Consider the following 24,819-nt stretch of genomic DNA (forward strand, 5'->3'; position numbering starts at 1 on the left):
CGTATCCATTCCCTGCCCGTCTCGTCCTGACATCATCATCCGTCGAGCCCGAGTGTCTTGAGGCCTTCATCAAGCTGGCGCAACCGTGCTGCATCGTTGGCAACCGCCTGGCGGGCATCGGTCGATGCCCCCACCGCCTTGTCGCGATCACCCATGACGAGATAGGCGCGCACCAGGCGCAGCCAACCCTCGACGTCGTCGCCGTTCTGCTTGAGGCGCGTGGCGAGCCGTTCGACCATGCCGCGAACCATCGCGTTGCGATCGACCTCTTTCATGTCCTTGGAAGCTGCGAGGGTCTCATCCGACAGCGCCGGCATCGTCGCGCCACCGCCACCGACCCGCGCGAGCGAGGTCTGCACCAGAGGTCGCCACGGCGCATCCGCCGGCGCTTTCGCCAGCAGCGCGCGCCAGATATTGGCGGCATCGGCCTTGCGGCCGTCCTGCTCGGCGGCGAGACCGAGAAAATAGTTCGCCTTGGGGTCGTCGGCGCTGAGCGCGCGCGCGCGCTCGAACTCGGTCTTGGCTTCGGCGGTCACGACGCCGCCGGCGGCGGCCGAGATCGCTTCGCCGAGATCGGACCGGCGCTCCGCGCTCTCGCCATTGTAGGTGAGCGAGTTGCGATAGGCGCGCACGGCGTCGTCGAAGCGACCGAGCCGTTCCAGCACGGGCGCGATCACGTTCCAGCCGCGCCCGTCGGTCGGATTCTTTTCCAGATGTTGCTCGACCTGTACGACCAGATTCTCGAGCGACTGCGCCATGCCGGACCCGGATCCGCGCTCCCGCTGCGCCAGTGGAAAGTCCTGAAGCCTGGGCGAGCCGAGCGGCACATAGACACCAATCGCAACCAGCGGCAGGCCGGCAAGCGCCAGCACGGCCGCCGCGCGGCGCCATTTGAGGCTGGATTTCGGTGCCGTTGCGGGCTCGCTGCCGGCCGCGGCAAGCAGCCTGCGGCTGACCTCGACGCGCGCGGCCTCGGCTTCGGGCGCGGCGATCAGCCCTGCGGCAAGATCACGCTCGATCTCGGCGAGTTGGTCCTTGTAGACCGCGACCTCGCTGCCCTGATTTTGCGCGCGTCCGCTACGGCCGAGCGGCAAAAGCACGGCGAAGATCGCCGCGACCGTCATCAGCGCGAACACGAACCATAGCATCATCTGGCAAGCTTCCGGCAGCGCGCAAGCCGCGCCCACAGGTCGCTTTACACCACGGCCGGACGATGCGGCAATTGACAATTGTCAATTCGGCGCGACCGCGCACAGTCCCGAAATGGTGAAAATCCAACGGCTTAGCCGATCTCGAAGTCCGCGCTTTGAGCGGCGTCCTCGCCATGCCCGTTGAAGGCCTTCAGGAAATATGTTCCCGGCTCGATAGCGTCGGGCAATCTGATGCGCAACGCCCCGACGGGAACGGGTGATGCAACCCTGGTGACGGTCTCAGGAAGCTGCCGACCGCTTGCCTTCTCGACCAGCACCACCTTCGCGCCGACCATCAGCCTTTGATATTTGGCAACAACGACGCGATTCTCGATTTCGATGGAACTGATAACGGATTTCATGCGCCCACAGATAGAAATATAAAAAACCTGCACGGCGACCGTAGGGCCAGCCACCGACACCGTCAACCTGAAATTGTGACTACTGAAATATGCGCCTGGATCAGCTAGCGCGCGACGATTTGCGCTCGCCCGTGGCCGCGTTCTCCGCGGCGCGGCTCATCAGCGAGGCATAATCATCGCCGAACAGCACCTGGCAGAAGCGGATCGCGGCCTGCACCTGCTGCTGCCGATAGGTGCGGACCTTGTGATCGGCGCCGCGCAGCGACTGCACCAGCTGCTCAGTCGAACGCTCGACATATTGCTGGAGGTCGGAATAGGTGCGCAGTGTCACCTCGTTGATCGCAAGCTCGCTCGCATAATTGCGGCAGGTGGCGACGAAATCGATCAGCGCGACGGTTTCCTCGACCTCGGTGCTGTCGATCCGCGCGCCCGGCGGAATGTCCTTCTCGGCGCGCTGGCGCAGGATGCGGCGGACGCGGCCGGGAACACTGTCGATCTCGGATTGCAGCGCGTTAGAGATGTCGGCCCGGATCGAGGTCAACTGCTTGCCCCAGGCGGAATCGTTGCGCAGGTCGAGCTCGGTACGCAGGCCTCGCACGCCGTCGTGCAGCGTCTTGAGATTGGCGGCGACATTGTCGAAATGGCCGCGCTTGATGTCCATGCGCAGGATGGCCGCCACGCAGGACAGATCATGCAGCGCGATCGTGACGGCGACGCCGTAGGGCGTTGCCGCAACACGGATCTCGTCGTCGGATGCGGCAATCTTGATGGCGAGGCGGATGATCTGCCACGGCGCGGTCATCCGCTGCACGACGATGGAGAGCGCGAAGGGCAGCATCTGCGGGGTCTGGAGGACGGGAATGTTGAGCGCTGCAGTCACCGATGCGATCTGGGCATCGCCGAAGGCGCGCAAAGAGCGCGGCAGCTTCTCGTTCAAGGTGGCAATGGCGTCGCGGACCGCGAGCACCGCCCCGCTCGAATAGAAGTCCTCGATCACGTTGGGCGGGCCAACGCGTGCGAGCGCACGCGACTTGTCGCCCCCGCCCGGCCCCGTCAGCTCGAAGATGGCATCCGCAGCGACCGCCTGGAGCTTCGAGGTCAGCGCTTCGACCTGGCCTGCGCTGTCGGCCGGCGTGCGCGCCAGCGCCGCCTCGAGTTCCTTCAGCTTGTCCGGAGCACCGTCGCGGCCGAGCCATTGCCAGATCGGAGCCAGCGAGGAGCGGCGGACCTGCCCGACCCGGATCGGAGCGCCTGCTTCGACGAGGAATGGTTCCAGCACCTGGAACAGCAGCCGCGACAGATCGTCCGTACGCGGCGGTGCGGCCTCGTCGGCTTCCGTCTTGCGGACAATCTTGCGCAGCTGATCGAGCACGAGGGTTGCCACGGCCGTGTCCTGGCCGCGCTCGAGCGCACGCTCGAACTCTCGCATCAGCAGCGCCTGCGCCTGCGGCGGGAGCTGCGCGAGATAGTCCCTCAGCCGCTCGATCGATGTCTGGCTCATGCGCCCGGGTAATGAACGGTAAATGGCGGACGTGGGATCCGTCCTCCTCGATCATAGGTGGGGCCACTTAAGAAGCCGTTTAGGAAGTCGCTCCGAATACCCCTGGTTTCGTCCGGATCGGGGTGCCGCAAGCCAAATAGTCGCGTCGGAACAAGGGATTATATTCCGGGGAGGACCAGCTCCGCCCGCAGGCCCCCCGTCGGTGCGCGGCCGAGGGAGAGGCTGCCGCCATAGAGCGCAGCGAGCTCGGTCACGATCGACAGTCCCAGGCCCGATCCGGGCTTGGACTCGTCGAGCCGCTGGCCGCGCCGTGAGACCTGGGTGCGCTCGGCCTCCGACAGGCCGCGGCCGTCATCGTCGACGATGATATGCAGCCGCGGACCGATGCTCGCCTGCTGCGGCGCTTCCGCCAGAACTTCGATGAAGACCCGCGACGCCGCCCATTTGCAGGCGTTGTCGACGAGGTTGCCGACCATCTCCTCCAGATCCTGCCGCTCGCCGCGAAATTTCGCCGACGGATCGGCCTCGGCCTCGACCACGATGCCGCGGCCGCGGTGGATCTTCTCCATGGTCCGCCGCAGTGCCTCGATGGCCGGTGCCACCTCCGTCACCGTCGCAACGACCGAGACCCGCGCCGCGATGCGCGCGCGCTCGAGATGATGGGCGACCTGGTCGCGCATCACGTCGGCCTGCTCCATCACCTTGGCCGCGAACGGATCGGTGGCATGCGCGCCGGCCTCGTTCACGATGACCGAGAGCGGCGTCTTGATGGCGTGGGCGAGATTGCCGACATGGGTGCGCGCGCGCTCCACGATCTCGCGATTGGCGTCGATCAGCGCGTTGGTCTCGCGCGCCAGCGGTGCGATCTCGACCGGGAACTCGCCCTCGAGCCGCTCCGCCCGCCCGGACCGGATGTCGGCGATGGATTCGGAGATGCGCTTGAGCGGCGCGAGACCGAAGCGGACCTGAAACACGGTGGTCAGCAGCAACACGATACCGAGCGCGGTGAAGGTGCCGCCGAGGTAGTAATCGAAACTGCGCGTCTCGTCGAAAATCTCGGTGTCGTCACCGGCGACACTGACGAGAAATTTGCCGTCCGCGCCGAGATCGACCGGCCGCTCCACCATGCGCAGGTTCTGTCCCTCTGGACCGTCGACATAAGCGATCCGGATGCCCGCGGCTGTGAGCTCGGTGCCCTGCTCTTCAAGCTTTGGCAGCTTCTTGTCCCAGAGCGAGCGCGAGGAGCGCACCTCCGGCTTTTCGGTGTCGGTCCGCGTGATCTGCCAGTACCAGCCGGACAACGGCAATTCGAACAAGGGCTCGCCGAGCGACTGGAACTGGCGGTCCGGCGGCTCGTCGGGGGTGGCGACCTCGGCGATCAGCGTGCGGAGATAGAGATTGAGCCGGCGGTCGAAGGCGCGCTCGGTGGCGTTCTTGTAGACCGACGACAGCACCACGCCGGTGATGGCCAGGATCACGACGAGCCACGCGGTCGCCGACAGAAACAGGCGGTTCGCAAGCGAGCTGGCGGGCATCGGAATGATCCCGGAGGCGCGGGGTGGCATGGCGTCGGAACTCATGACCTGAACAAGGCCCCTGCTGCGCCGCCCGTCAAGCCAAGATACGTCTAGACGAGATAGTTCGAGACACCGCGCTTCAAGCGCCGGGGGCCGGCGGGGTCAGGAGATAGCCGAGGCCACGGACAGTCTGGATGATGTCGACGTCGAGCTTCTTGCGGATGCGGCCGACGAAGACCTCGATCGTGTTGGAGTCGCGGTCGAAGTCCTGGTCGTAGAGATGCTCGACCAGCTCGGTACGGGACACGACGCGCCCCGAATGGTGCATCAAGTAGGCCAGAAGCCGATATTCGTGCGACGTCATCTTGATGGGATTACCCGACACGCTGACCCGGCCGGTCCTGGTGTCGAGCGTGACGGGGCCGCAGGTCAGCTCGCTCTGGGCGTGGCCGGTGGAGCGGCGCAGCAGCGCGCGGATCCGCGCCAGCACCTCCTCCAGGTGGAACGGCTTTGCGACATAGTCGTCGGCACCGGCATCGAAGCCCTGGACCTTGTCGCTCCAGCGGTCGCGCGCGGTGAGGATCAGGACCGGCATGGTGCGGCCGTTGCGCCGCCAGGCCTCCAGCACCGAGATGCCGTCCTTCTTCGGCAGGCCGATGTCGAGCACCACGGCATCGTAGGGCTCGTTGTCACCGAGAAAATGCCCCTCCTCCCCGTCGAAGGCGCGATCGACGACATAGCCGGCGTCGGTCAGCGCCTTGGTAAGCTGGCGATTGAGATCGGGGTCGTCCTCAACGACGAGCAGGCGCACGCTTCTCTCCAGAATTAGGCCGCATGAACACCTGCACAGAAGCAATTCCGGCGTGAACTGAATATGAACACCGGGGAACCGGCCGCGTTACTTTTTGGTCATATCCGACCAGTTCGCAGTCAACGCACTGCGCCCGCCATGCCACCGGACGAACCGACGGCATGGCGGGCGCAATGTGCCGCGTTACGCGGCGAGTCGGAAGGTGCAAACCGTCCGGTCGATCTGCCGATCAGGTCCGGAAGAACACGAACCAGATGACCGCGAGGATCAGGATCGCGAGCCCGGTTGATATGGCGAGCAGCGCCGCCACCGACGGCCCAGGCTCGCCCTGGCGCGCCTCCGTCGGAGTTTCCACGATCTGACGTTGGTCTCGCGTGGTTGCCATGGTGACCTCAATTTCTGGCCGTCGCATCGGATGGCCGCGACTCCTCGCGGCGAATGTCCAGTGGCAACGCATGATCGGATATGATGTTCCGGTTTTTGCAGCCGGATCGGGCTGCAACCGCGCGCCGGGCGGCCGATTAACGCAGTTGCAAGATTCAGCGATCCGCCTTGCTATGATTCGGTGTTCCCCGATGGTATCTTCGTCTTCTGTCCCCGTTGCGTTTGGAGTAGCCCATGGCCCCCCGCGCCAATTGGAAGGGTTTTCTGCGTTTGTCGCTCGTGACCTGCCCGGTCGCGCTCTATCCGGCCACTTCGGATACCGAGAAAGTCTCGTTCAACCAGATAAACCGCAAGACCGGCCACCGGATCAAGTACCTCAAGGTCGACGCCGAGACCGGTGACGAGGTGACTTCGGAGGACATCGTCAAGGGCTACAAGGTCGACACCGACACCTATATCGAGGTCACCAAGGACGAGCTCGACGACATCGCGCTGGAGTCCACCCACACGATCGAGATCGACGAGTTCGTACCGAAGACCGACATCGACAGCCGCTATCTGATCCGCCCCTACTATCTCGTGCCCGACGGCAAGGTCGGCCACGACGCATTTGCGGTGATCCGCGAGACGATCCGGAGCATGGACAAGGTCGCGATCGGCCGCGTGGTGCTGACCAACCGCGAGCACATCATCGCGCTGGAGCCGCTCGGGAGCGGCCTGATGGGGACGCTGCTGCGCTACCCCTACGAGGTGCGCGGCGAGAAGGACTATTTCGACGACATCCAGGACGTGAAGCTGACCAAGGACATGCTCGACCTTGCAAAGCACATCGTCGAGAAGAAGTCCGGCGCGTTCGAGCCTGAGCTGTTCGAGGACCATTACGAGACCGCACTGATCGACCTCATCAACAAGAAGCGCAGCGGCGCGCCCATCGCAGCAAAGGCCGCGCCCAAGACCAGCGGCAACGTTATCAACCTCATGGACGCGCTGAAGAAGAGCATCGCGAACGAGAAGGACGCAGGCCCCGCGGCGAAGGTGGCCAAGGACGTGACCAAGGACGCCGTCAAGGGCAAGAAGCCGAAGAAGCGCGTCGAAGGCCAGCGTGAGATGCTGCTGCCGATCACCGGCAAGGGCGGCAAGGACACTGCTGCGAAAGCCGCTCCCAAAAAGGCGGACAAGCCGGTGCGCGCGCCGGCCCGGGCGAAGAAGGCCGGCTAGCGGCATCGCACAGCGCCGACGCCGTGATGCTGCCCCTCGTCGATCGGCCGACCTGACATGCCCTGGTCGACCGCGTTCGACGAACCCATCTCGTTACGTGGCGGGCGCAAGCTGCGGACGCTGCAAGAAGCTGCCGATCACATCATGCGACTGCCCGAGGATACGCAGGATGCGAGCCACTGGCAGACCGCGATCGAAACCCTGATCAACGCGGCCGAGACCGGCGGCGGCTGGATGATGTTCGCCCGCATCGCGGTGTTGCGGGCGCTGAATGCGGACGGTCGGCGCGAGTGAGCCGGGCGCCCCGCTCGAGAACAGGCTCAACAATCCGTTAAGTCAAGCCGCGCTTTCAGCGTCTGCCTGCGGCCGGAGGGCACGTAATCCTACGGAAGACAAAATTAACCGACGCTTCCCGCTCAGCGCAGCATCGTCGCCCCTCGATTGAACTCGGGGTTGCAGGCTCGTGAAGCAGCAGGACGCCAGAAAGAATTACATCGGCATCGTCAACGACGCGGCCGAGGAAGAAAGCCTGGCCGGCAGCTCCGCGCGAGCGCAGCCGTCCGTGGTCAGCTATCTGGTCGGACGTCTGGCGATAGTGCTGAAACGCTCCAGCAAGGCCGCACCGGAACGCCAGATCTCGTCCTGAGACGGGATGACGACATCGCCAAATGCGTCCGAATTGGGTGACGAAACCTTAAGTCAATCGATGTCACCATATCAAACGGCAGGTGAGGACCATCCGCCCTGCGTTTTGGCGCGCTCACGAAAACTTAGTGAATCAATTTACCATTCCGAAAACGGCACCGGCCTAGGTTGGACGGATGAACAGGAGTTGACGATGACTTTGCTCAAGTCATTTCTTGCCGACGAAAATGGTGCCACCGCCATCGAGTATTGTCTGATCGCCACCGGCATCGCGTTCGCGATCATCACGGCCGTGAACAACACGGGCAGCGCACTCCTGAGCAGCAAATTCAACTCGATCAGCGCGGCGATGAAGTAGCCGGCATAGCCGGCGCGCCGCAATCGCATCAGCACGAATCCGCGTGCAGCGCGCCGGATGATAGGCTCCTCCTTCCGATGCGGCGGCGACCCCAGTTTGATTTTCGCGAAGTTCGCATTATTGGCGTTGTGTCGCGCGGTTGCGCTGTCGTAGAGCGTAAGCTCAAACTCTAGCGGCCCTATGACATGATTCCTTCCGACAAGCCGACCTCGACAATCTGGGCTCGTCTTGGCTCGGACCGATCGACGCCGATCAGCGTTCTTGCTGTCCTGGCGGCCCTGTCGTTTCTTCCGGTGCTGCTGACCCCTATCCCCGCGATGGTCGACTATCCCAATCATCTCGCCCGGATGTACATTCTGAGCCAGAACGGCACTCCCAATGCCAATCCGTATTACGAAGTGGCCTGGGCATTCTATCCCAACCTTGGAATGGATCTGCTGGTCCCGCAAATGGCGCGGCTGATCAACGTCGAGAACGCCACGCGCCTGTTTCTGCTCCTGAGCCAATTGCTGATCGTCGGAGGCGCGCTTTTGCTCGAATGGGCCCGGAAGGGACGGGTCCATCTCGCCGGCTTTGCGGCGCTCGCTTTCCTTTATTGTCTGCCGTTCAGCTGGGGCTTCGTGAATTTCGAGTTCGGACTGGGCCTCGCTCTTTGCGGCATCGCCGTCTATCTGATGCTCGCGGAGCGCCCATGGCCACTGCGTTTCGTCGTCAACATGGTCTTCGTCGCTGCGCTGTTTGCAGCACATTTCTTCTCCCTCGGCGTCTATGGCGCGACGCTCGGCGTCTACGAGCTCTCGCGCATCCGCCATGGGCGAAGGTCGTACGGGGTCGCCGCCGCGCGGCTCGGCGCGTTGGCCATACCGGCGCTTGCCCTCTTTGGGATCATGCGCATGACCGCGGGATCGATCGGAAGCGAAGGAACGAGCTGGTTCATCGGATTCAAGCCGATCTGGCCGTTGCGCATCATGAACGGTTACAATCTGACGATCGCAGCGGCGACCGGGCTTACGCTGATGGTCTCGCTGTTCTTCGCCGCAAGACGCGGCGTCCTCAAGCTCGAAACAGCCGGGACCTGGCTCGCGATCGGCTTCGCGCTGCTCTACGTCGTCATTCCCTCGAAGCTGTTCGGAACCTCGTTCGTCGACCTGCGCGTCATTCCCGCTGCGGCTCTGATCCTGCCGGCCTTCTGCTCGCTGACGCTGCCCAGCCGGGCGTGGAGAATGGCAGCGCTCGCCGCGATCAGTGGCGTCATACTGATCAATCTCGCCGTGGTGCTCACGGTGTGGCTGCCTTACCGCACCGACTATGCGGCCATCGTCGAGTCGTTCCACAAGATCGATCGCGGCTCGCGCATCCTCGTCGCCAGCACGGACGACAATGGAGACCCGCCCTTCGCCGACCTCACCTCATATCCGATGTACTATGCACCTACGCTGGCCGTGCACTATGCCAACGCGTTCGTGCCGAATCTATTCACGGAAGCGGGCAAGCAGCCCGTGCGGCCACGCGAAGACGTGCGCCGTCTTGCCATTCCCTACGGGGGGCCGGTGTCGCTAGGCGTGCTTACCGCGATCGCGGAAAGCCGGCCGCCGGGTGGCGTTCCGCCGTTCGTCCGCACCTGGCATCAGGACTTCGACTATCTCTACGTCCTCGGATCGCACGTCGCGAACCCGCTGCCGGATCTGCTGGAAGCGCTGGACACCTCGGAGCGATTTGTTCTCTACAAGATCCGCCGCAAGTCCTAGGCCGAAGTCCTAGGACGCCAGTCCTGGGCCAAAGCCGCGGCTGCCCAGCGTGGTTAATCGGGCATCACCATCTGCACCCGCCTTTTGGAAGCCACCGCGGTGCCCCATATCCTTAAGGGTTGTGGCAAGGCGACCTTAACCACCGCCGGCATAGACTTCCGCTCCTGCAACGAGTTGGACTCTCTCGCATGGCGGCCAATTTCCAGTCGATCCGCTACAGCCTCGTCATCCCCGTGTTCAACGAGGAAGCCGTGCTGCCGGTGCTCCTGCGCAGGCTCGACCTGGTCTTGTCCCGGCTCGACGGGCCGGCAGAGGCAATCTTCGTCGACGACGGCAGCCGTGATTCCAGCTCGATAGTGCTACAGGCACTCGCCACGCGCGACCCGCGCTTTCGCTATATCGGCCTGTCGCGAAATTTCGGGCATCAGATCGCCATCACCGCCGGCATGGACGCCGCGCAAGGTGAAGCGATCATCGTCATGGACGCCGATTTGCAGGATCCGCCCGAAGTGATCGAGCAATTGATCGCAAAATGGCAGGAAGGCAACGACATCGTCCATGCCCGCCGCCTGTCGCGGGACGGCGAAAGCCGATTCAAGCGCGCGACCGCGCATCTGTTCTACCGGCTTCTCGGCAGGATGTCCTCGGTCGGCATCCCCGCCGACGTCGGCGACTTCCGCCTGATCGATCGCAAGGTGCTCGACGCGCTTCGGCAGATGCCGGAGCAGGACCGCTTCGTACGCGGCATGATCGCCTGGCTCGGCTTCCGGCAGGCGGAGGTCACCTTCCACCGTCTCGAGCGAGCAGCGGGCGAGACCAAATATCCGCTGTTCAAGATGGTGCGGCTCGCGATGAACGCCGCGCTCGGCTTTTCCGATCTGCCCTTGCGCCTGGCAATCTGGTGCGGATTGACGGTCTCGGGTCTCGCACTGCTCTATGGCGGCTGGGTGATCCTGTTGTGGCTCAGCAACGATAGTCATCTTGTCACCGGTTGGTCCTCGACGATGGTCGTCGTGTCCCTGCTGTGTGGAATGAACATGCTGATGACGGGCATCGTCGGGCTTTACGTCGGCCGCATCCATGCCGAGGTGAAGCGTCGACCGCTCTACGTGGTGCAGACCCGCGCCGGCTTCGACCGCAACGAGGCGGCAGCCGCACCCGCGATCCACGCCGTCAACGAGTGACCCAGCGCATGACCGAGCTCTTCGACGGTTATCACGACAATTACCGTGACGTGGTCCAATCCTCGATCGACTTCTCCGGCTTGCCGCATCGCTTCTTCATGCGCGCCAAGGCCGATCTGCTGGGCAACCTGATCGCGCAGCGGCTCGACACGAACAGGCCCGACATGCTGGACGTCGGCTGCGGCGTAGGCAGCCTTCATCCCCTGCTGCACGGCATGGTCGGTCGCTTGAGCGGTATCGACGTTTCGTCGGCCAGCCTGGCGCAGGCGCGCGCTGACAACGGCAGGGTCGACTACCGTGAGTTCGACGGCCGCACCTTTCCTTTCGACGATGCCAGCTTCGATCTGGTCACGGCCGTCTGCGTGATGCACCACGTCGTGCCAACGGAATGGGCGCAATTCATCGCGGAGATGCGGCGCGTGACCCGCCCCGGGGGACTCGTCTGCGTCATCGAGCACAATCCGTACAACCCGCTGACCCGTCTTGCCGTCGCGCGTTGTGAGTTCGACCGGGACGCCGTCCTGCTCGGGGCGGGCACAACCCGAAAATTGATGGCTGCCGGCGGCTTGCGCGAGATCGGTGCGCGCCATTTCCTGCTGCTGCCCTGGGCCACCAAGCCAGCGCGGCGCCTCGAAGCGACCCTGGGCGGCGTGCCGCTCGGCGGCCAATACGCCGCCTACGGGACCGCTTGATCTATCTTTGCGGCATGTCTCGCCGCTTGTGCACGACCGCCACGTCGTCGCTGTAGACGCGCTGCCATTGGGGCAGCCGGTCCAGCATCGCTATCGCCGGCGTCCCCGGCGCGAGCAACGTCGCGCCGATGTTGTATTCGTCGAGCAATCTGAGAAAGTCGCCGAGATCGACGAGCGCCAGGGCGCGATTGTAGCGGTTGATGAACGCTCCCCCGTACAGTTCACCGCGACCGTCGATAAAGGTAGGAATGCCGGCAAAGATCAAATAGCCACCGAAGGAATAATCGTTGAGTACGTGCCCCGCCGCGGCGAGGTTGGCTTCAGCGATGGCGGCCTGAGGAGTGATGGCCGGAGCCGGCCGTATATCACGGGCCAGCGTCGCCCCGCTCACCGCGATCAACACACCGAGGGCGGCCAGGTTCAGGCCGCGCGACGAGCCGGCAGCATCTTCCCCAATCGGTCCGCCGAACTTCCGCCCCAGCGGAGCCGCCAGATAGAGCGGCGCCAGCATGGCAAGCAGATCCGCATTGCGGATCTGGGCCAGCGCGAAATGCAGCAGGCCGATCACGACCAAGGCCCGCACAACCGGCAGCGTCACGCCGCGCGAGAGCGCGAAGATCCCGGCCAGCAACAACAGCTCGAAGAAGCCTATATGGCTGAAATCCTGCGGCCGCCATTCCGCGATCCAACCGAGCGCGGGGCCGAGGCCGAGCGTGGTCAGCGGCATCAGCAGCGGTTCCGGCCCGTAGGGGGTCAGGCAGGACGCCGCGACCGCAAGCGCCGTGAAGGGTAGCCAACGCAGGAATACGCGTGGCCATTCACTCCGCTTCTCGCAGAGCAGCGCCTCGAGCCCCGCAGAGCCGATGAGTCCAAGCGCCAGCACCACGCTGCCGTGCAGATTGGCCCACACGACCAGCAGCGGAAGGGCCCAGTACGGCGGAGGCCCTCGACGATCCATGCAGCGTACCAGGGCCGCCGCCCAGGTCACCATCAGCGGCAGCACCAGCACATGTGGCCGCGCCAGCATATGCGGCGCCAACAGGATGACGGCCGCGATCACCATGAGGAGCGTCTGGGTCGGCGAAAGCTCGCGCAGCAGAAAGAACGTGAACAGGCCAAAGGCGAGCGCTATCGCCGCGGCGCCGACGACGAGGACGCCCGGCCAGCCGGCGAGCGCGTAGGCTGCGGCGTAGATCACCTCCGAGAGCCATTCGAAGGTGATCCAGGGAGCGCCGTGCCTCGAAAAGGAAAATGGGTCGGTCGCTGGCAGCGTGCCATGCGCGATGATCCAGCGCCCGACCTCGATGTGGGAATAGCTGTCGGGGTCATTGAGCAGCCGCGGTCCAAGGATCAGCAGCAGGCCATAGGCGCCAAGGCTCACCAGCCAGGGAAGCGCCGCACGCGCCGAAAACGGTTGAACCTCGCTGTGGACGACCTGGTCACTCATGGCGAGCGCAAGTTAGGGCGCAAGCGTTAAATTCCTCTTTGACTTGACAGGGCCTGGCTTGGTGCGCGGCGGGCCGGTCACGCTTTGTGAACTATATTCCCGGTAGCGAAATCCGGGCTGCGGCGCTTTGACGACCGTGCGGGTCCTGATACGCTTCACACTGTCAATCGACGAACCACGGCGGCTTGAAGGATGCGGATGAGAAGCGTGATGCTCTTGGCTTTCAGCCTCATCTTTGTCGGCGTCTGGTCGCAGGACAGCGCGAGAGGGCAGACTTCGGCCGCTCCGCCGGTTTCGCTTTCTCCGCCCAATGCATCGCCGCCGCATGCGGGCGCCAAAAATTCCAGACCTCCGCCGGCAGCATCCATCAGAGAAGCTTCGCCGCCGGTGATCGGCGGGCTTCCATCGGCGCCGAACCCGGCTGCCGACTACGATGGCTTCAGCGTAGGTATCGGCGACGGCAACGACACCTCGAGCCAGGTAGTCCCGCCTGTGAGGTCACGCAATGCGAAGGGCTCCAGGGCCGATCCGGGTGCGAAAGGCGCCGCTGAGCAATTGATCGATCAAGAAGACGAGGCGTTGAAACGCAAGCTGAGGATCTGCCAAAGCTGCAAGTAGCGGTCGTAGTCAGGATGGAGCGCAGCGAAATTCGTCACTGGTCTATCCGGGTGGAACGGCCCCGGATTGCGCTGCGCTCCATCCGGGCTACGGCAGCTCGCTGCATAGCTGACCTACCGCGACTCTCATCGTCCGCGCTTTACCCTCCCCGGATTTCCTGATCCTCTCTCCCCTAATCGGCCGGAGCAACCGGCCTACGCCAGGGAGAGAGACGCCATGAAGCTCGGCACGGCGATTGCGGAAATCATGAAGCGCGAGGGGATCGAGATCCTCTGCGGCTATCCGGTCAACCATCTGATCGAGCATGCGGCCAAGGCCGATATCCGGCCGGTGATGGTGCGGCAGGAGCGCGTCGGCATCCACATGGCGGATGCGATCTCGCGGGTGACATCGGGGCGCTCGATCGGCGCGTTCTGCATGCAGCATGGCCCCGGTGCGGAGAATGCGATGGGCGGCGTTGCGCAATGCTACGGCGAATCCGTTCCCGTACTGGTGCTGCCAATGGGCTATCAGCGCAGGCTTGCGCATATCGAGCCGAACTTCAATTCCAGCGAGGCGATGAAGGCGTTTTCGAAATCGTCGGAGCCGATCATCCTGGCCGCGGAAGTCGCCAACATTTTTCGCCGCGCCTTTACCAAGCTGAAGAACGGCCGCGGCGGCCCTGTGATCGTCGAGATCCCTGCGGACATGTGGAACGAGGAGGTGCCGGAGCCGCTGAACTACACCCCTGTGCTGCGCACCCGCTACGGCGCGGATCCCATTCATATGAAGGAGGCGGCCGACCTGCTCGTCAACGCCAAGCGCGCGGTGATCTATGCCGGCCAGGGCGTGCATTACGCCCAGGCGTGGCCACAACTGAAGCGGCTGGCCGAACGGCTCGCCATTCCCGTCACGACCAGCCTTGGGGGCAAATCGTCCTTCCCGGAAACGCATCCGCTCTCGCTCGGCTCCGGCGGCCTTGCGGTGCCGCGCGCCGTGCCGAAGTTTCTGGCTGAGGCCGACCTCATTTTCGGCATCGGCTGCTCCTTCACTGAAACAAGCTTCGGCATCGCGATGCCCAAAGACAAAACCATCATCCACTCCACACTCGATCCGAACCATCTCAACAAGGACGTGGAAGCCAGGATTGGCCTCGTCGGCGATGCCGGGCTTGTGCTCGACGCGCTGCTGGAGGAGATCGGCAAGACCGTCAGCGCGGATCGCGACGCGTCGGCGGTGGCAGCCGAGATCGCGGCTTCGCACAAGGAGTGGCTGGCGAAATGGATGCCGAAGCTCACCAGCAATGATGCGCCCTTGAGCCCCTATCGCGTGCTGTGGGACCTGCAACATACCGTCGACATCCGCAACACCATCATCACCCACGATGCCGGCAGCCCCCGCGACCAGCTTTCGCCGTTCTGGAAGTCGGTCGAGCCCCTCACCTATCTCGGCTGGGGCAAGACGACGCAACTCGGCTACGGCCTTGGGCTGGCCATGGGCGCAAAGCTCGCAAAGCCTGACAAGCTCTGCATCAATGTCTGGGGCGACGCCGCGATCGGCTTCACCGGCATGGATTTCGAGACCGCGGTGCGCGAGCGCATCCCGATCATGTCGATCCTGCTGAACAATTTTTCAATGGCGATCGAATTGAAGGTGATGCCGGTCTCGACCGAGAAATATCGCTCGACCGACATTTCCGGAGACTACGCCGCGATGGCGCGCGCCTTCGGCGGCTATGGAGAGCGGGTGACGAGACCTGAGGACATCACCCCCGCGATCAGGCGCGGCATCCAGAAGACGCAGGAAGGCGTTCCCGTGCTGCTGGAGTTCATCACCAGCAAGGAGACCGAGGTGTCGCGGCCGGGCACGTGAAGCGGGCCGGATTCCGGCAGCAAAACTCGCTGTCGCGGAGGCTGGCTCCGGCCGCAGGAGATGTGATAATCCGCCTCGGTGCCGCGCTTGTCGCGGCATCAAGCCGGATTGCGAATGACCGCCCCTTCCAACGACATCGCGGAATTTAGACGCCTGTTGCAGGCGGCCACAGCCGAGAACGCGCAGCTTCGCAGCGAGCTCGCGATTGCGCGCGATCGTCAGAACGCCAGCGCCGGGATTCTGCGCACCATCGCGGCCTCTCCGTCCGATGCCCGGCCGGTCTTCGAGGCGATCGCGTCCAGCTCCCGGCGCTTGCTCGGCGGCTTCTCCGCCACCGTGCTTCAGTTCATCGAGGACGAGCTCCACCTCGTGGCGTTCACACCAACGAGCCCCGAGGCGGACGAAGGGCTCAAGGCGTCGTTCCCGCGCAAGATCGCCGACTTTCCGACCTTTGCGCTGGTGCGTGGCGGCGAGACGATCCAGTTTCCCGATAGCGAAGCCGCGGAGGTCCCGGAGCTGAACCGGAATCTTGCGCGGCTGCGCGGCTTTCGTAGCGTGCTGTTCATGCCGCTGATGAATCGAGGGACGCCAGTCGGCATGATCAGCGTCACGCGCGCCGAGCCCGGCGCGTTCGCAGCCGACCTCGTCCAGCTGCTCCAGACCTTCGCCGATCAGGCAGTGATCGCGATCGAGAATGCGCGCCTGTTCAACGAGACGCGCGAGATGTTGGAGCGCCAGACCGCCACCGCCGACATCCTGAAAGTGATGGCCGCTTCACCGTCCAACGTACAGCCAGTGTTCGACGCCATCGCCGCCAATGCCAACCGGCTGATCGGCGGCTTCTCCACGGCCGTGCTGCGCTACATCGGGGGCGCCGCGCACCTTGCGGCGTTCACGCCGACCGATCCCGCCGGCGATCGCGTGCTGCAGGCCTCGTTCCCGGTACCATTCGCGCGGTTCCCGCCCTACCGGCTCGTGGCCAATGGTGTGGCGGCGCAATTGCCCGACACCGAAGTCGAACCCGCAGCCCGCGACATCGCGCGCGCCCGGGGCTACCGCAGCATGCTGTTCGCGCCCTTGATGAGCGACGGCGAGGCGATCGGCGTCATCATCGCCACGCGGCGCGCGACCGGCGCGTTCGGCGAGCATCACGTGCGGCTGTTGCAGACCTTCGCTGACCAGGCGGTGATTGCGATCAAGAATGTCAGCCTGTTCAACACCACGAGGGAAGCGCTGGAACGGCAGACCGCGACCGCCGACATCCTCAAGGTGATCGCGGCCTCGCCCGCGGATGTGACGCCGGTGTTCCAGGCGATCTCCGACAGCGCCAAGTCCCTGGTCGGCGGACATTCCTCCACCGTCACGCGCGTCATCGACGACCTGCTGCACCTGGCCGCCTTCAGCACCGACAACGAAGCCGGCAATGAAGAGCTGCTCAATTCGTTCCCGGTGCCGCTGTCGGCATCCGGCATTCACAGCCGGGTGGCAAGAAGCGGAGAGTTCGCATTCCGCAGCGACATGCAGAACGAGCCCGACCTCACGGACGCCATGAGAGAGCTGGCGCGGACGCGAGGCTATCGCAGCATCCTCGTGATCCCGATGCTACGCGACGGCGTCGCGATCGGCACCATCGGCGTGACGCGGCCGGAGGCCGGTCCTTTCCCGGACAAGGCGATCGCCCTGCTCAAGACCTTTGCAGACCAGGCCGTGATCGCCATCGAGAACACGCGCCTGTTCAACGAGGTGCAGGACCGCACCCGGGACCTCGCCAAATCGCTCGACGATTTGCGCGCTGCCCAGGACCGGCTGGTCCAGACCGAGAAGCTGGCTTCGCTCGGCCAGCTCACCGCCGGCATCGCGCACGAGATCAAGAACCCGCTCAACTTCGTCAACAATTTTGCATCGCTCTCCGCCGAGCTGACGGACGAGCTGAACGCGGCGCTCGCGCCTGTCCCGCTCGCGGACGACGTTCGTAGCGAGGTCGACGAGTTGACCGGACTGTTGAAGGACAATCTCGCGAAGATCGTGCAGCATGGCAGGCGCGCCGACTCCATCGTCAAGAACATGCTGCTGCATTCCCGCGAGGGCGGCGGCGAGCATCGGCTGAGCGACATCAACGCACTGGTCGAGGAGAGCCTCAACCTCGCCTATCACGGCGCCCGCGCCGAGAAGCCACAGTTCGACGTGACGCTGAAGCGCGAGCTCGATCCGGCGGCCGGACAAGCGGAAGTGTTTCCGCAGGAGATCACCCGGGTGCTGCTGAACCTAATCTCGAATGGCTTCCACGCGGTCGCCAAGCGCAAGTCGGATGACGGCGCCGCCGATTACGAGCCGGTGGTGATCGCCGCGACACGCGACCGGGGCGACAGTATCGAGATCCGCATCCGCGACAATGGCACCGGCATTCCGCACGAGGTGAAGGAAAAGATGTTCGATCCGTTCTTCACCACCAAGCCGGCCGGCGAAGGCACCGGCCTCGGATTGTCGATGAGCCACGATATCGTGGTGAAGCAGCACGGCGGCACAATCGACGTCGCGACGGAGCCCGGCGCGTTCACCGAGTTCACGATTCGATTGCCGCGAAGCAGCAGCTTTCCGGACGGACGCCGCGGCTAGCGGTTCTTATTCCGCCATCTCGACGGGTTGCGTCGTGGACGGACCGGCCAGCGGCCGCTCCTCCATCATGATCAGGCAGAGCGCGGCGCCAGCCATCAGCGCGGTGGCGGCGCCGAAGACGTAGCGGAACGCATGCCGCATGTCGTCCGCGGGGATCGCATTGACGGCGCCGTGATGCTCGCCGGCGAGCGGAACGTCGGCACCGAGCGCGATGAGCAGGATGGCCGCGAACGCCGCAACCGTGAACGAGGACATAAGCGAGCGGAAGAAGTTCAACGCGCCCGTGATGGTGCCGACCTGCGGACGGGCGACCGAATTCTGCACCGAGACGACGCAGACCGGAAAGGTGGTGCCGAGGCCAAGCGCAAACGCAGCCATCAGCGTCAGCAGCGCCCAGAGCGGCAACGTCGTCAACGTGAGGCCGAGGCCGCACAGCGCTGCCCAGGACGTTCCTACGATGGCGACCCGCTTGTAGTGCTTGGCCCGCGCCATGGTGCGACCAGCGATGGCCGCGCCGCAGGTCGAGACCGCCGCGAGCGGAATCAGCGCGAGGCCCGCTTCGCTGGCGCTGAGGTGATAGACCGCCTCGTAATAGAGCGGCAGCTGCACCGTGAGGCCCGTGATCGCACCGAGCGCGCAACCGCCGGCCGTCAGCCCGAACGGCACAACCGATCCTCCGAGCAGCGGCAGCGGCAGGAACGGCTCTTCCGCCCGGCGCGCGTGCCACACGAAGGTGACCGCGAGCGCTACAGCGCCGCCCACCATCGCAAGCACGGTGGGCGAGAGCCACGGGAAGCGCGTGCCCCCCCAGGTCAGCACCAGCATGAAGACGACGGCAGAGGCCATCAGCAGCACGCCGCCGATCCAGTCGACCTTGCGCTTGCGGTGGAACACCGGAATCTTCTTCATCCTGGGCAGCAGCAACGCGATCGCCGCCGCCGCGAGCGGCACATTGATCCAGAAGATCATCGACCAGTGCAGATGCTCGGCGAACACGCCGCCGATGATCGGGCCGAGAATGCCGCCGACCATCCAGACGCTGGAGAAATAGGCTTGATACTGGCCGCGCTCGCGTGGGCTCACGACGTCGGAGATCACGGTCTGCACCACCGGCATGATGCCGCCGCCACCCAGTCCCTGGAGACCGCGTGCAAGAATCAGCATCGGCAGGTTCGGAGCGATCGCGCACAGCACCGAGCCCGCGACGAACAGGCTGAGCGAGATGATGATCATCACACGGCGCCCGTAGATGTCGCTGAGCGTGCCGAAAACCGGCGCGACCGCGGTCGAGGCGAGCAGATAGGCGGTGATGACCCAGGAGAGATTGGAGACGTCGTGGAACTGGCGTCCGATGGTCGGCAGCGCGGTGGCGACGATGGTCTGGTCCAGTGCGGCCAGGAACATCGTCAACATCAGGCTGATGACGATGGTGCGGACCTCGTCCTGCGACAGCGGCGCTGGCGGCGCGAGCGAAGGAGCGTCATCGACGCTCAAGACCTCGCTCGGAAGGCGCGACAATTCCTCGGCGATGTCGTCGGGCAATGTCTGGGTGTCGGCAGAACTGCTCTGCCGCTCGAACTTGTTCATCTCGACCGGAAGCCATGAGGCGGCGCAACACCGCGAAGGATTCGTTCTATGCAGTCAATGTAGACAGCAAAGTTCTTCTCAGGCAGGCACCGCGGCGCATGGGAGCATCCCACCCCACGGCCATCGCGAGGACGTGATCTACCTGGTGCGGCGGATCAGTCCTTCGGACGTCGCTTCAGGCGCGCCCGTTTTGGCAGCTGCGCCGGCCACTGCACGATGTGGTTCTCGAGCTCATCGTCCGGAATCTCGACCTCGCTGCCTTCGACCCGTCCGCGTACGGAGACGCCCGCGTCATGCACGGTGTCGGGATCGCCTGACACCAGGGGATGCCACCAATAGAGGTCGCGGCCTTCCGCAACAAGCTTGTAGCCGCAGCTCGGCGGCAGCCAGTTCAGGGTGCGGACATTGGCCGGGGTCAGGCGGACGCAGTCCGGAACCTTGTCGGAACGATTCGCATAGTCCTTGCAGCCGCAGGTCACCCCATCGAGCAGCTTGCAGCCGACATGGGTGAAATAGATGTCGCCGGTGCCATCTTCCTCGAGCTTGTTCAGGCAGCAGCGGCCGCAGCCGTCGCACAGGCTCTCCCATTCGGGCCCCGACATCTCTTCCAACGTCTTGGTTTTCCAGAAGAATCCTTCCTGGCCTGAAGGTCGTTTGGGAGCTGCGGTCATGCGCCTCAACAAAAGTTCGAAAGAGCTACGGTTGGTGCCATCTAGGGCGTGCGGTCGTGGGGCTGCAAGCAACGCCCGCGTGAGGCCCGTAATGAACCGGGGTCAATTAGGCCTGTTGTTCAAAATCGCAAGCGTGACCATTGGTTTATAGGCCCTGCTCGGCTAGAAGGAACAGCAAGTCCCCACCGTCGCTGGCCGGGCGCCTTGGGTTTGCCGCAACACTCCCGCAAGACGTCTCGATGCCGCCCCCGGCCGGGTGCTTGAACGCTTTCGAACCAAGCCGCAAGGGTTCTAGGTGCGCCAGATCATACCACCGCATTGGAAGGCCCGGATCCGGAATTTCTTCCTGGACCTCGATGCGCGCATCGACTCCTCGCTGTTCTCCTCGGCCAAGGGCATCCGCGAGCTCTACGAGCGCTACTCGACCTTCATGGACCGCTTCTATGTCGGGCGTTGGAAGCGCTGGGTGTTCATCGAGCCGCTGTCGGAGGCCGCGACGCTGGGCCTCGGCGGCCTGGTTGTGATGCTGACCCTCGCCATCCCCGCCTTCCGCGAGACCGCGGACGAGGACTGGCTGAAGAAGTCCGACCTCGCGGTGACCTTCCTCGACCGCTACGGCAACCCGATCGGCAGCCGCGGCATCAAGCACAACGATTCGATCCCGTTGGAAGATTTTCCGGACGTGCTGATCAAGGCGACGCTCGCGACCGAGGACCGCCGCTTCTACGAGCATTTCGGCATCGACATCGCCGGCACCGCGCGCGCGCTCGTCACCAACGCCCAGGCCGGCGGCGTCCGCCAAGGCGGCTCTTCGATCACCCAGCAGCTCGCCAAGAACCTGTTCCTGAGCAACGAGCGCACCATCGAGCGCAAGGTCAACGAAGCCTTCCTCGCGGTCTGGCTGGAATGGCGCCTGACCAAGAACGAGATCCTCAAGCTGTATCTCGACCGCGCCTATATGGGCGGCGGCACCTTCGGCGTCGACGGCGCCGCGCATTTCTACTTCAACAAGTCGGCACGTGACGTGACGCTCGCCGAAGCCGCGATGCTCGCCGGCCTGTTCAAGGCGCCGACCAAATACGCGCCCCACATCAACCTGCCCGCCGCCCGCGCCCGCGCCAATGTCGTTCTCGACAATCTCGTCGACGCCGGCTTCATGACCGAGGGCCAGGTGTTCGGCGCCCGCCGCAACCCCGCCTTCGCGGTCGACCGCCGCTACGAGGCGTCGCCGAATTATTATCTCGACTACGCCTTCGACGAGATGCGCAAGCTGGTCGACACCTTCCCGAAATCCTACACTGAGCGCGTCTTCGTGGTCCGGCTCGCGATCGACACCAACGTGCAGAAGGCGGCGGAGGACGCGGTCGAGAACCAGCTGCGCCAGTTCGGCCGCGACTATCACGCGACGCAGGCCGCGACCGTCGTCTCCGATCTCGACGGCGGCATCCGCGCCATGGTCGGCGGCCGCGACTACGGCGCCAGCCAATTCAACCGCGCCACCGACGCCTACCGCCAGCCGGGCTCGTCGTTCAAGCCTTACGTCTACACCACCGCGCTCCTCAACGGCTTCACGCCGAATTCGATCGTGGTCGACGGCCCGGTCTGCATCGGCAATTGGTGCCCGCAGAACTATGGCCATTCCTATTCCGGCGCGGTGACACTGACGCAGGCGATCACGCGCTCGATCAACGTTGTACCCGTCAAGCTGTCGATCGCGATCGGCCAGAAGGAGCAGCCGAAGGCGCCGAACCCGGCCAAGATCGGCCGCGCCAAGATCGTCGAGGTCGCGCGCCGCTTCGGCCTCAAGGCACCGCTGCCCGACACGCCGTCGCTGCCGATCGGCTCGGACGAAGTCACGGTGCTCGAGCACGCGGTGGCGTATGCGACCTTCCCCAACCGCGGCAAGGCAGTGACGCCGCATTCCGTGCTGGAAGTGCGCACCGGCGCCGGCGATCCGGTCTGGCGCTGGGACCGCGACGGGCCGAAGCCGCGCCAGGCGATTCCCGCCTCCGTAGCCGCCGATATGGCTGGCATGATGAGCCACGTCGTCAGCGAAGGCACCGCGCGCCGCGCAGCCCTCGACGGCATTCCGACCGCGGGCAAGACCGGCACGACGAATGCGTATCGCGACGCCTGGTTCGTCGGCTACACCGGCAATTTTACCTGCGCGGTCTGGTACGGCAATGACGACTATTCGCCGACCAACCGCATGACCGGCGGCTCGCTGCCGGCGCAGACCTGGCACGACATCATGCTCGCGGCGCATCAGGGCGTCGAGGTCCGGGAGATCGCCGGTATCGGCATGGGCCAGAAGCTGCCGCCCGAGCGGATCGCCAACGCACAGGCCAATGCGGCGCCGAAGGTGCTGGAGACCAAGCCCGGTCCGCCGCCCGTATTGACCAAGCGCGGCGCCGACGTTTTGGTGCGCGTCGAGAAGCTGCTGGATGACGCGGCCAGGACCGCGGCCAAAGCGGCCGCCACCGACCCCAAGCAAGCCAGACCGGCATCGTCCACGAGCGCGCTCGCCTTCCCGCAGAACTATGCGGAAGAGAATGCGAACGCATCCGCCCCGCGCAAGAACTGACCGAACAAGTGCGGCTGATCCTGATCACATTGACGGCCCTTCTGCTCGCAACCGTGGTGGGCGTCGGCGCGACGTGGATGACGACGACGCGCGGCACCGAGATCGGCGCGCTGACCATCGGCCCCTGGACCGCGCGTCCGCGCACCGGCACCGCCGACGTCGATCCCTATTCCCGCGCCACCATCGTGCGCAACGGCGAGCTGCCGATCGGCACCGGCGACGGCGTCGCCTTCACGGCGACCGCCGACGACAAGAAGAAGGTGCTCGACGGCCGCTGCGACGTCGTGGTCTCCGGCGTGACGCCGCCGGCACGGTTCTGGACGCTGACGCTTTATGACCGCAAGGGTCATCTCGTTCCCAATTCGCTGCAGCGCTACGGCTTCACCAGCCAGGAGATCGTGCGGCAGTCCGACGGCTCGTTCGAGATCCGCATCGCCTCGCGCTCGCGCGCCGGCAACTGGCTGCCGACCGGCGGCATCGAACGCTACGCGCTGATGCTGCGGCTCTACGACACCCCGGTCGGCGTTGCTACCCGCACCCAGCGCGACGCGCCGATGCCCACGATCACGACGGCGGGCTGCTCATGATCCGGCTGTTGTTCACCATCGTTGCCGGCGTGGTGCTGGGCCTCGTGGTCCATCTCGTCAGCGTGCTGGCGTTGCCGCGGATCGCGACCCAGGACGCCTATTCGCGGCTGACCCCGATGACCAAGCTCAACGCGGTCACGCAGCTTCCGCTCGCCGATCCGCAGACCTCGCCGATGCCGTTCATGGACCCGGCCTTTGCGCTCGCGATCTGCCGCTACGATCTGTCGAACGGGCCGATCAAGCTGACGGTCCCCGTCAGCCAAGCCTATACCTCGGTGTCGTTCTACACTCGCAACGAGATCGCCTACTACGCCATCAACGACCGCTCGGCGGGCAAGAAGGTGATCGAGCTCGACCTGATGACCGAGCCGCAGCACAACGAGCTGCCCGAAGACGAAGAGATCACCGCCGCCGACCGCCTGATCATCGATTCCCCCAGCACCACCGGCCTGATCGTGATGAAGGCGCTCGCCCCCGAGCCCGGCCTGATGCCGCAAGCGCAGTCAACCCTCGCTGCCGCGAGCTGCGGACCGCAGACCGAGCCGCCGGCCAAGGCGGAAGCACCGCGCGGACGGCGCTGAGGCGCGGCTTCGGCGGCGCAAAAACAAAAAGTCGAAAAACAACCCCATGCACAGTAGCGGGGGTATTGAAATCATTAGCCATTTTTCTTGCACTAACTAGGCGTTTGCCGAACCGATACATCCCTGCCCGTCGTGCTGTTCAGCTTTGACACGTCGGGCAAAACACTGGCAGAATGGCATCATCGAAAGTTCACCCGCGCGGAGCAATCCGCCGCGGGTTTTTTCATGGCGGAGCGCAGGTGCCATGATCGAGAAACACTATTGTCCCCCGTGCGGGCGGGACTAGCGACGCTGATGTCCCGAGCACTGGCTGTTACTTCAAGAGTCCTTGCTGATTCCAAATCCTCAATTCCGCTCGGTTTGGCGTCAACTGTTCCCGATCACGGACGGCCGGTCACCAAGTGCTAAACGCGGAGATTGAGCAATGCCAAAGCATGACGAAACATCGAAGCAGCGGGAGAAGCGGGAGCTCGACGAGGAATTGGACCGGCAATTGCAGCAAACCTTTCCGGCCAGCGATCCGCTGAAGATCACGCGGGGCTCAACTAAACCACAAGCAGCAAAGCCGGCTGCGCGCGACAGCGAACGACGGCGCCGCTAGTCTATCGATCATCCGGACAGAGCGGGAGCCGTGGTCTCGCGGAAAGAAGGGCTCGCCGGCGAGCGA

At 64.6% G+C, this 24,819-nt stretch carries 23 protein-coding genes; 13 read left to right on the plus strand and 10 right to left on the minus strand.

Annotation, left to right across the window (positions count from 1 at the left end; translation table 11 throughout):
• Positions 1 to 35: 35 nt before the first annotated feature.
• The 6 genes from ccmI to IVB36_RS33670 form a co-directional block, all read right to left on the minus strand.
• Entirely contained in the window at positions 36 to 1,151 is a 1,116-nt protein-coding gene (gene ccmI / locus IVB36_RS33645; protein ID WP_026233608.1) for a c-type cytochrome biogenesis protein CcmI, read from the minus strand.
• A gap of 131 nt (positions 1,152 to 1,282) precedes the next feature.
• Complete coding sequence (locus IVB36_RS33650) at positions 1,283 to 1,552, minus strand: hypothetical protein (RefSeq protein ID WP_007593394.1); 270 nt, start codon at positions 1,550 to 1,552, stop codon at positions 1,283 to 1,285.
• 100 nt (positions 1,553 to 1,652) lie between these two features.
• The gene (locus IVB36_RS33655; RefSeq protein ID WP_018458556.1) at positions 1,653 to 3,053 is read right to left on the minus strand and encodes a hypothetical protein; all 1,401 of its coding nucleotides are present in this window, start codon (positions 3,051 to 3,053) and stop codon (positions 1,653 to 1,655) included.
• Between the two features lie 158 nt (positions 3,054 to 3,211).
• Positions 3,212 to 4,588 (minus strand): sensor histidine kinase, encoded by a 1,377-nt coding sequence (locus tag IVB36_RS33660; protein WP_018458555.1) that lies wholly within the window; start codon positions 4,586 to 4,588, stop codon positions 3,212 to 3,214.
• Positions 4,589 to 4,709: 121 nt separating this feature from the next.
• Positions 4,710 to 5,381, minus strand: a complete 672-nt coding sequence (locus IVB36_RS33665; protein WP_018458554.1) for a response regulator transcription factor — start codon at positions 5,379 to 5,381, stop codon at positions 4,710 to 4,712.
• A gap of 229 nt (positions 5,382 to 5,610) precedes the next feature.
• Entirely contained in the window at positions 5,611 to 5,766 is a 156-nt protein-coding gene (locus IVB36_RS33670; protein WP_007593402.1) for a hypothetical protein, read from the minus strand.
• Between the two features lie 233 nt (positions 5,767 to 5,999).
• On the opposite strand from IVB36_RS33670, the gene IVB36_RS33675 reads away from it, so the two are divergent.
• The 7 genes from IVB36_RS33675 to IVB36_RS33705 all read left to right on the plus strand — a co-directional run bounded on the left by IVB36_RS33675 (position 6,000) and on the right by IVB36_RS33705 (position 11,610).
• Positions 6,000 to 6,983, plus strand: a complete 984-nt coding sequence (locus IVB36_RS33675; protein ID WP_018458552.1) for a Ku protein — start codon at positions 6,000 to 6,002, stop codon at positions 6,981 to 6,983.
• A 57-nt stretch (positions 6,984 to 7,040) separates the two neighbouring features.
• The gene (locus tag IVB36_RS33680) at positions 7,041 to 7,277 is read left to right on the plus strand and encodes a hypothetical protein (RefSeq protein WP_018458551.1); all 237 of its coding nucleotides are present in this window, start codon (positions 7,041 to 7,043) and stop codon (positions 7,275 to 7,277) included.
• 169 nt (positions 7,278 to 7,446) lie between these two features.
• Positions 7,447 to 7,629 (plus strand): hypothetical protein, encoded by a 183-nt coding sequence (locus tag IVB36_RS33685; protein ID WP_018458550.1) that lies wholly within the window; start codon positions 7,447 to 7,449, stop codon positions 7,627 to 7,629.
• A gap of 192 nt (positions 7,630 to 7,821) precedes the next feature.
• Positions 7,822 to 7,986, plus strand: coding sequence for a Flp family type IVb pilin (locus tag IVB36_RS33690; protein WP_018458549.1), 165 nt, complete (start codon positions 7,822 to 7,824; stop codon positions 7,984 to 7,986).
• A 185-nt stretch (positions 7,987 to 8,171) separates the two neighbouring features.
• Complete coding sequence (locus IVB36_RS33695; RefSeq protein ID WP_247394492.1) at positions 8,172 to 9,734, plus strand: hypothetical protein; 1,563 nt, start codon at positions 8,172 to 8,174, stop codon at positions 9,732 to 9,734.
• Positions 9,735 to 9,922: 188 nt separating this feature from the next.
• Positions 9,923 to 10,918 carry a glycosyltransferase family 2 protein gene (locus tag IVB36_RS33700; RefSeq protein ID WP_247394495.1) on the plus strand — a complete coding sequence of 332 codons (996 nt, stop codon included), beginning with the start codon at positions 9,923 to 9,925 and terminating at the stop codon, positions 10,916 to 10,918.
• 8 nt (positions 10,919 to 10,926) lie between these two features.
• A complete protein-coding gene (locus IVB36_RS33705) occupies positions 10,927 to 11,610 on the plus strand; it encodes a class I SAM-dependent methyltransferase (RefSeq protein ID WP_247394497.1) in 684 nt (227 codons plus the stop codon).
• A 1-nt stretch (position 11,611) separates the two neighbouring features.
• On the opposite strand, the gene IVB36_RS33710 is transcribed toward IVB36_RS33705, so the two are convergent.
• Together IVB36_RS33710 and IVB36_RS40600 are read right to left on the minus strand one after the other, a co-directional pair.
• Positions 11,612 to 12,991 carry a hypothetical protein gene (locus IVB36_RS33710; RefSeq protein ID WP_247394499.1) on the minus strand — a complete coding sequence of 460 codons (1,380 nt, stop codon included), beginning with the start codon at positions 12,989 to 12,991 and terminating at the stop codon, positions 11,612 to 11,614.
• 221 nt (positions 12,992 to 13,212) lie between these two features.
• Entirely contained in the window at positions 13,213 to 13,425 is a 213-nt protein-coding gene (locus IVB36_RS40600) for a hypothetical protein (RefSeq protein ID WP_345947097.1), read from the minus strand.
• A gap of 466 nt (positions 13,426 to 13,891) precedes the next feature.
• On the opposite strand from IVB36_RS40600, the gene IVB36_RS33720 reads away from it, so the two are divergent.
• A complete protein-coding gene (locus tag IVB36_RS33720; RefSeq protein WP_247394503.1) occupies positions 13,892 to 15,526 on the plus strand; it encodes a thiamine pyrophosphate-requiring protein in 1,635 nt (544 codons plus the stop codon).
• Positions 15,527 to 15,640: 114 nt separating this feature from the next.
• A complete protein-coding gene (locus IVB36_RS33725) occupies positions 15,641 to 18,142 on the plus strand; it encodes a GAF domain-containing protein (RefSeq protein ID WP_247394505.1) in 2,502 nt (833 codons plus the stop codon).
• A 6-nt stretch (positions 18,143 to 18,148) separates the two neighbouring features.
• On the opposite strand, the gene IVB36_RS33730 is transcribed toward IVB36_RS33725, so the two are convergent.
• On the minus strand, positions 18,149 to 19,729 hold the full coding sequence (locus IVB36_RS33730) for an MDR family MFS transporter (RefSeq protein WP_247394507.1): 1,581 nt from the start codon (positions 19,727 to 19,729) through the stop codon (positions 18,149 to 18,151).
• A gap of 155 nt (positions 19,730 to 19,884) precedes the next feature.
• The gene (locus tag IVB36_RS33735; protein WP_026233606.1) at positions 19,885 to 20,400 is read right to left on the minus strand and encodes a YcgN family cysteine cluster protein; all 516 of its coding nucleotides are present in this window, start codon (positions 20,398 to 20,400) and stop codon (positions 19,885 to 19,887) included.
• Between the two features lie 295 nt (positions 20,401 to 20,695).
• Between IVB36_RS33735 and IVB36_RS33740 the strand changes: the two genes are divergently transcribed.
• The 4 genes from IVB36_RS33740 (at position 20,696) to IVB36_RS33755 (ending at position 24,753) form a co-directional block, all read left to right on the plus strand.
• The gene (locus tag IVB36_RS33740; protein WP_247394509.1) at positions 20,696 to 22,984 is read left to right on the plus strand and encodes a PBP1A family penicillin-binding protein; all 2,289 of its coding nucleotides are present in this window, start codon (positions 20,696 to 20,698) and stop codon (positions 22,982 to 22,984) included.
• An 8-nt stretch (positions 22,985 to 22,992) separates the two neighbouring features.
• Positions 22,993 to 23,571: a DUF1214 domain-containing protein gene (locus IVB36_RS33745; RefSeq protein WP_007593444.1), complete on the plus strand. Its 579-nt coding sequence runs from the start codon at positions 22,993 to 22,995 to the stop codon at positions 23,569 to 23,571.
• Positions 23,568 to 24,152 (plus strand): DUF1254 domain-containing protein, encoded by a 585-nt coding sequence (locus tag IVB36_RS33750; protein WP_018458536.1) that lies wholly within the window; start codon positions 23,568 to 23,570, stop codon positions 24,150 to 24,152. Before IVB36_RS33745 ends, IVB36_RS33750 begins: the two co-directional genes overlap by 4 nt.
• A 424-nt stretch (positions 24,153 to 24,576) precedes the next feature.
• Entirely contained in the window at positions 24,577 to 24,753 is a 177-nt protein-coding gene (locus IVB36_RS33755) for a hypothetical protein (protein ID WP_018458535.1), read from the plus strand.
• The last annotated feature ends 66 nt before the right edge of the window (positions 24,754 to 24,819 follow it).

It is taken from the genome of Bradyrhizobium sp. 35, assembly GCF_023073215.1.
Classification (GTDB): Bacteria; Pseudomonadota; Alphaproteobacteria; order Rhizobiales; family Xanthobacteraceae; genus Bradyrhizobium; species Bradyrhizobium canariense_D.